General features: G+C 63.5%; 8 protein-coding genes. 5 read left to right on the top strand and 3 right to left on the bottom strand.

Annotated features, from left to right (window positions below; translation table 11 throughout):
* Window positions 1-188 precede the first annotated feature (188 nt).
* Together VPH41_RS14605 and VPH41_RS14600 are read right to left on the bottom strand one after the other, a co-directional pair.
* Window positions 189-722 carry an ankyrin repeat domain-containing protein gene (locus VPH41_RS14605; protein ID WP_328570592.1) on the bottom strand — a complete coding sequence of 178 codons (534 nt, stop codon included), beginning with the start codon at window positions 720-722 and terminating at the stop codon, window positions 189-191.
* Window positions 723-761: 39 nt separating this feature from the next.
* Window positions 762-1,961: a YbfB/YjiJ family MFS transporter gene (locus VPH41_RS14600; RefSeq protein ID WP_328570591.1), complete on the bottom strand. Its 1,200-nt coding sequence runs from the start codon at window positions 1,959-1,961 to the stop codon at window positions 762-764.
* 351 nt (window positions 1,962-2,312) lie between these two features.
* Here VPH41_RS14600 and VPH41_RS14595 point away from each other — a divergent pair, with 351 nt between their 5' ends.
* From VPH41_RS14595 to VPH41_RS14580, 4 genes are all read left to right on the top strand, one after another.
* Window positions 2,313-2,987, top strand: a complete 675-nt coding sequence (locus VPH41_RS14595) for a CsgG/HfaB family protein (RefSeq protein ID WP_141168963.1) — start codon at window positions 2,313-2,315, stop codon at window positions 2,985-2,987.
* Between the two features lie 8 nt (window positions 2,988-2,995).
* Window positions 2,996-3,367 (top strand): DUF4810 domain-containing protein, encoded by a 372-nt coding sequence (locus tag VPH41_RS14590; protein WP_442906271.1) that lies wholly within the window; start codon window positions 2,996-2,998, stop codon window positions 3,365-3,367.
* On the top strand, window positions 3,364-4,026 hold the full coding sequence (locus VPH41_RS14585) for a DUF799 domain-containing protein (protein ID WP_046684982.1): 663 nt from the start codon (window positions 3,364-3,366) through the stop codon (window positions 4,024-4,026). The genes VPH41_RS14590 and VPH41_RS14585 overlap by 4 nt, the downstream gene beginning before the upstream one ends.
* Window positions 4,027-4,178: 152 nt before the next feature.
* Complete coding sequence (locus VPH41_RS14580; protein ID WP_328570590.1) at window positions 4,179-4,808, top strand: hypothetical protein; 630 nt, start codon at window positions 4,179-4,181, stop codon at window positions 4,806-4,808.
* 22 nt (window positions 4,809-4,830) lie between these two features.
* Here VPH41_RS14580 and VPH41_RS14575 read toward each other — a convergent pair whose 3' ends face one another.
* Window positions 4,831-5,679 carry a siderophore-interacting protein gene (locus VPH41_RS14575; RefSeq protein ID WP_328570589.1) on the bottom strand — a complete coding sequence of 283 codons (849 nt, stop codon included), beginning with the start codon at window positions 5,677-5,679 and terminating at the stop codon, window positions 4,831-4,833.
* Window positions 5,680-5,771: 92 nt separating this feature from the next.
* Between VPH41_RS14575 and VPH41_RS14570 the strand changes: the two genes are divergently transcribed.
* The gene (locus tag VPH41_RS14570; RefSeq protein WP_328570588.1) at window positions 5,772-6,377 is read left to right on the top strand and encodes a TetR/AcrR family transcriptional regulator; all 606 of its coding nucleotides are present in this window, start codon (window positions 5,772-5,774) and stop codon (window positions 6,375-6,377) included.
* Window positions 6,378-6,386 lie beyond the last annotated feature (9 nt).

The raw sequence follows: 6,386 nt of genomic DNA, 5'->3' as shown, positions 1-6,386 counted from the left end.
ATTTTTGAGGGTATCGGTAGCTGAGTAGTTTGGAAATCACCGAAAAATCAAACGCTTAGCCACCTCATTGACAATCGAATGGGAATAAACTCCCGTCCGGCATCGTAAGGCCAATGCCGAATCAATGAAACAGCCAAGCTCCTGCGTTTATTTTTTTACCTGGCGGCATTCGCAGATACCTGCATCGGTTATGCCGTCTGCCCCTGGCCGGCCAGCCGTGCCAGGGTCTCCTGCGCATTCATGGATTTGGCCAGCGAGACGGCGCTCATGCCGCGGCTGTCCACGGCGTCGATGCGGGCACCGTGCTGCAGCAGCAGGTCGAGGATGGCCAGGCGGTTGAACATGGCGGCCATCATCAAGGGGGTCTTGCCGTCCGGGCTGGCACCTTCCACGCTGGCGCCGTGCTTGAGCAGCAGTTCGGCGATGTCGAGGTAGCCTTTGTAGGCCACGCCGGCCAGCGGCGTCTGGCCCTGGTCGTTGGGGACGTTGGCGTCGGCGCCCGCTTCGAGCAGCAGGCGCGACGTTTCCAGGTGGCCGAGGTAGCTGGCCAGCATGATCAGGCTGTCGCCTTTTTCGTTGCGGAAGTTGACGGGCACGCCTTGCGCGACCATGGCGCCCAGTTGCTGCGTATCGCCTTCGCGCACCAGCGCGAACAGGCCCTGGATGAATTCCAGGGTTTCGGCATCCATCGTTGCGGGGAGTTTGCGTGCATCGGTGTTCATCGTGTGTTTCCTGCGAAAGTGGGACAGGCTTGCAGTCTACTATGCGACTGGCGCCAGCGCCTTTTGCCGCGCGGCCAGTGCCGCGCCGATGAAGAGGGCGATGGCCGAGGCGATCAAGCCCCGCTCCAGTCCCGCGGGGCCGTCGGCAATCCAGCCGACGACGATGGGGCCGACGATCTGGCCCAGCGCGAACACGGTCGTGTAGGCGCTGATGCCGGCCGTCCACGATGGCTGCGGCAAGTTATGCCGCACCAGGGCCGTGGTCGACGCCACCACCGACAGGAATACGGCGCCGAATACCAGGCCGGAAATGAACACGACGGGCACAAAGCTCGTCAGCGCGGGCAGGATGGTGACTGCGCCCAGCACGGCGTTCAGGATCGCCAGCGATTCGCCGCCCTTGTAGCGGTCGAGCATGCGTGCCCAGATGCGCGACGATGCCACCACCGCCAGGCCCAGGAGCGTGTAGAACACGGTAATCTGCGTGGGCGGCATGCCTTGCTGCTTGAGCAGGGCGATGACGAAGGTCATGTAGCCGATGTAGCCGACGCCAAACATGAAATAGCCGGCCAGGCTGGGGGCAAAATCGCGCCAGGCGAAGGGGCGCGGGGCGTCGAGGGTGCGTGGCGCTTCGCCGATGGCTTTCGCCGGCACGGCCATGAGGGCGGTGGCGGCCAGGCAGGCGATGCCCAGTGCCAGCCAGGGCCATTGCCATGCATGGGCGGCGCCGTGCGCGTGCGCGGAGGCCAGCGCGGCCGGCACCAGCAGGGCCGACAGTGCGATGCCGAAACCCGTGCCGCCGTAGTACAGGCCGATGTAGAAGCCGGCGCGCTGGCTGTGCATGGAACCGAGCCGGGCCGCCAGCACGCCGCCGGCGATGAAAATGAAGGCGCTGGCGACGCCCGCGCACACGCGCTGCAGGAACAGGGCGGCCGTGTCGCTGACCAGGCCCGACATCAGCATGAAGAGGCTGGCCAGCACGGAACCGGCGATCAGCAAACGCCACACGCCCAGGCGGCGCATCAGCGCCGGCGCGGCCAGGGCGCCGAGAAAGTAGCCGAGCGCATTGAAGGTGTTCATGGACCCTGCCAGCAGGTAGGACCAGCCCAGGTCGGCGCGCATGGGCGGCAGCAGCAAGCCGTAGGAAAAGCGCGACAGGCCCAGCGCGATGGCGGCGCCCAGCGAGAGGGCCAGCGCCGTGGCCAGCGGATGGGCCGGGGAAGAATCGTGTGTCGGCATGGCCTGGTGACCCATCTATGTGAAAACGTACCGTGGAGCTGGCGCCGGGGTAGAGCACGCCGGCGGACAAGGTCTGCCGGTGGCAGTGGAATCCGGCCCTTACCGCAGGCCGGTTTTTGCTGCCAAGTTAATGAATCGGCCTGCAGAAGTCAAGCCGGCGCCGTTTCTTTTCCACAGCTCTGTTGGCATGTGTTGCGTCTGAAAAGCGTCGGGAACAATGCAATCCTCGCCATCGTTACTTTTGGAGAGAATTGTGAGACATGCAATACCATATAATTGCAATTAGGAAATTAACTTGCCTAAAATCAATTTTTGCAGGTTGCTCCTGATCATCCATCTCATAAGGGCACTATGAACAAGAATAAACCCGGCGCGTTGTTGATTGCAGCGCTGATTGGCGCGGCGTTGGCGGGCTGCGCTTCCGAATCGTCGCAAGCCCTGGCTGTCCCCACGGTCGCCAGCGCGGCCCGTCCCTACGTTGGTCCACGCACCCTGATCGCTGTCGGCAAGTTCGACAACCGCTCCAACTTCATGCGCGGCATCTTTTCCGATGGCGTCGACCGCCTGGGCAGCCAATCGAAAACGATCCTGATTGCGCACCTGCAGACGTCCAACCGTTTCAACGTCCTCGACCGCGACAACATGGCGGAACTCAAGCAGGAAGCCGAGTTCAAGAAGCAGGGCCAGAACATCAAGGGCGCGGACTTCGTCGTGACCGGCGACGTGACCGAATTCGGCCGCAAGGAAGTAGGCGACAAGCAATTGTTCGGCATCATGGGCCGCGGCAAGACGCAAGTGGCATATGCCAAAGTGACATTGAACGTCGTTAACATCGCCACCTCGGAAGTCGTGTATTCGGCCGCCGGCGCCGGCGAATACAGCCTGTCGAACCGTGAAGTGCTGGGCTTTGGCGGCACCGCCAGCTATGACGCCACCCTCAACGGCAAGGTATTGGATCTGGCCATGCGCGAAGCGGTCGAGCGCCTGGTGGCTGGCGTCGAAGCGGGCGCACTGCGCAAACAATAAGGTATCCCATGAAACAGACAATGATGAACAAGGGCGCAGCTCTGCTGGCGCTGCTCGCCTGTGCCGCACTGACCGGTTGCGCCACGCAATCGAAGAGCCTGTACCAATGGGAAGGCTACCAGCCGCAAGTGTATGAATACCTGAAGGGCGAAAGTCCGGAGCAGCAGATCGCCGCCATGGAAAAAGACCTGCAAGTGATCAGCGCGAAGGGCAACCATGCGCCGCCGGGTTTCCATGCCCATCTGGGCATGCTGTACTCGATCACGGGCAAGCCGGAGCAGGTCGAAGCACAGTTCGAAGACGAGAAAAAACTGTTCCCGGAATCGACGCCGTACATGGACTTCCTGTTGGGTAAAATGAAAAAAGGCGAGAAATTATGATGTCGCGCATGTTGAAAATGGCCTTGTGCCTGGGTCCCGCCATCTTCATGGTCGGTTGCGCCACCAAGCAGGCCGCATACGACTATACGGCTTTCAAGGCTGCCAAGCCCCGTTCGATCGTCGTCTTGCCGCCGTTGAACAACTCGCCGGAAGTCAATGCCGGCAACAGCGTCTACGCGCAAGTGACGTATCCGCTGGCCGAAGCGGGCTACTACGTGCTGCCGGTCGCCGTGGTCGGTGAAACCTTCAAGCAGAACGGCTTGACGAACGCTGCCGATATCCACGGCGTCGATGCGAAAAAGCTCAACGAGATCTTTGGCGCCGATGCGGGCCTGTACGTAACGATCTCCAAGTACGGCACGACTTACGCCGTGATCGACAGCGTGACGGTGGTGTCGGTCGACGCCAAGCTGGTTGACCTGAAGACGGGCGCCTTGCTGTGGCAGGGCGCGGCCAGCGCATCCAGCAATGAAGGCAATAACAGCGGTGGCGGCGGTCTGATCGGCGCCCTGGTGACGGCGGCAGTCAAGCAGATCATCAACACCAGCACCGATGCCAGCCATCCTATCGCCGGTACCGCCAATGCGCGCCTGCTGTCGGCCGGCGTGCCGAATGGCCTGCTGTACGGTCCCCGTTCGGAACGCTACCTGGCGCAGTAATCGTCCGCTGGTACCATGCACAGGCCCTGCATCGGCAGGGCTTGCTGCAGGGCCGATATGGGCAGTGACCACCAGCGCCGGAGGAAATCGTGGACTCGTCCTCCGGCGCTGTCTTTCCTGAGTTCGTGCAGATTCCAGGCAGGGAGCAAGCGATGGGCATTCAATTCAACGTCCGCTACAACGTGGAAACAGACGATTTGCAAGGCAACTCCGTGCTGGTTTTCCTGAAGCTGCAGAACCCGCAGGGCCATTACCGCAGCCATGCCTGGCAGGTGTTGACGGGGTCGGCGGGTGCCACCGAATCGTTCCACTACGAGGACAGGATCTCGACCGACGTGAACAGTTTCGGCATCACGGGCAACAGGATCGTCTCGGGCCGCCAGGTCATCGCGCCGGGCCAGCTGCTGTCGGCCGTGAGTCCGCATGGCTTGTCGCCGCTGCTGCAGCCCGCCGCCGCCTCGCTGGCGCAATCGAAGCTGACGCCGTCGCAATGCGGCGTCATGAACGAGACCAGCCCGTTCATTCCATTCAGCTGCAACTGGTATGTGAATGACCGGCCGGTCGCGACCATGCCCGATGTCGATGTCAACATGACGGTCGGTTTCGAATACCAGCCCAGCCTGTATTTCGTCGTGGCCATGCGGCCGACGGCGGGCCAGACCTACAGCCTGGAGAGTTTCGCAGACATGACGCAGTATGCGATGCCGGTCTCGGCGTCCGAAGTGGACGTCACCTTGCACCGCAGCCAGGATGCGTGGCGCTTCGACTTCGCCGCCCGCTAGCGCGCGCCGCGACCGGCGCTGCTTACACCTCGACGGCCAGGTCGTCGAAGTCGGCCAGGGTGCCGCCATTGGCGATCAGCTGCTCGAAGCTTTGCCGGCGGCGCAGATCGATGTCCGTGTTGCTGACGCCCCGTTTCCAGTAGCCCGCTACCAGCACCTGCTCTTTCGCCAGGCCCGCGTCGATGCGGAAATACTGGCGGATGGCGCGCATTTCATCGCGTTCGCCGGCGCCCCAGATGACGTAACCGTGCGGATCCGGCAAGGCCCTGGCCTGGGCTGCCAGCGGCCCGTCCGGCGCCACGTGGGCCGTGCCCAGGCGCTGCAATGCCAGGCCCGGCACGGCGGGTAATTCCTCGAACGCGGCGGCATCATCGGTCACGACCCAGCCGATGCCGGCCGCGCCGGCGGGCCATTGCTGCAACATGGCGTACAGGGCGGGAATGCCCGTCTCGTCGAGGAAGAGGGCGATTTTCTTTTCGGCATCGGCAGGAACGACGAATTGCGGGCGCGGTCCCGTCAGGCGGAAGACATCGCCCGCGCGCAGGTTGCTACCCCAGCGCATCATCGGACTCGCGTGTGCGTGCCGCACGATATCGAAGGTAAACGTTCCTGCCTGCGCGTCATAGCTGCGCACGGTGTAGATGCGCGACGCGCCGCCATACGCGGGGCCGTCGAGATGGATGCGGAAAGCCACGTTGGGCAGCGCCCAGTGGGGATCGTCGCCGGAACGCTCCAGGCGGGCCGTGACGCGCAGCACGCTGGGAACGGGGTGCGCGATGGCGACGACGGCGGCCGTGACTTCATGCAGGCTGCGGTCATGTTCGGCATTGCGCAGGGGGCCGCCGGATTGCTGTTCTAGGGGTGTTGCCATGGTAAGTACTCCTTGGTATTGGGTAATTAGTTTCATCATGCTAAACTAATTATCTGAAACCGACAACGCAGCTGCCGCCACGGACAATCACGATGACTATTGCCACAACTTCGCCCCGTCCCGGGCGTCCTCCCAGCATCACGCGCGAGCGCATCGCGGACGCGGGCATCGCGCTGGGCTTGCCCGCCATGACTTTCACGGGCGTGGCCGCCTTGCTGGGCGTCAGCCACGTGGCGCTGTACAAGCACGTGGCGCACCTGGCCGCGCTCAAGCTGCTGGTGGCGGAGGAGATTTTTTCGCGCTGGCAATTGCCGGCGCCCGGCGAGGGTGACCTGGAGCACTACCTGCTGCGTTTCAGCGCTTCGCTGCGCGCACTGGTCAAGTCGCATCCGGGGCTGGCGCCCTACCTGCTGCGCAGGAAGGCGACGACACCGGCCATGCTGGCCCGGATCGACGCCCACCAGACGCAGGTGGCGCACGCCTACCAGTTGCCGAAGCAGCGCGCCCGCTGGCTGCTGTCGACCGTGGCCTTGCACTGCGTGGCCCTGGCCGACACCGCGTATGCGCCGGCCGGCGACGCATGGCAAGACGGGGACGAGGACGATAGCGATAGCGATAGCGACAGGGCCATCGAGGCCGAGTTCGACCTGGGCATGCGTGCGCTGGTGATCGGGGCGCTGGCCATGCGAATGCAGTGATGCCGCTTC

This window comes from Janthinobacterium sp. P210006, from assembly GCF_036231885.1.
In the GTDB taxonomy this organism is placed as follows: domain Bacteria; phylum Pseudomonadota; class Gammaproteobacteria; order Burkholderiales; family Burkholderiaceae_D; genus Janthinobacterium; species Janthinobacterium violaceinigrum.
Note: the sequence above shows the minus strand (reverse complement) of the source record. Positions and strands in the feature narration are given on the sequence as shown.

Excerpts from the sequence above, each read along its gene's own strand:
- VPH41_RS14570 (WP_328570588.1), top strand. The coding sequence starts at position 5,772 with ATGACTATTGCCACAACTTCGCCCCGTCCCGGGCGTCCTCCCAGCATC.
- VPH41_RS14605 (WP_328570592.1), bottom strand. The coding sequence starts at position 722 with ATGAACACCGATGCACGCAAACTCCCCGCAACGATGGATGCCGAAACC.
- VPH41_RS14580 (WP_328570590.1), top strand. The coding sequence starts at position 4,179 with ATGGGCATTCAATTCAACGTCCGCTACAACGTGGAAACAGACGATTTG.
- VPH41_RS14600 (WP_328570591.1), bottom strand. The coding sequence starts at position 1,961 with ATGCCGACACACGATTCTTCCCCGGCCCATCCGCTGGCCACGGCGCTG.
- VPH41_RS14575 (WP_328570589.1), bottom strand. The coding sequence starts at position 5,679 with ATGGCAACACCCCTAGAACAGCAATCCGGCGGCCCCCTGCGCAATGCC.
- VPH41_RS14585 (WP_046684982.1), top strand. The coding sequence starts at position 3,364 with ATGATGTCGCGCATGTTGAAAATGGCCTTGTGCCTGGGTCCCGCCATC.
- VPH41_RS14590 (WP_442906271.1), top strand. The coding sequence starts at position 2,996 with ATGAAACAGACAATGATGAACAAGGGCGCAGCTCTGCTGGCGCTGCTC.
- VPH41_RS14595 (WP_141168963.1), top strand. The coding sequence starts at position 2,313 with ATGAACAAGAATAAACCCGGCGCGTTGTTGATTGCAGCGCTGATTGGC.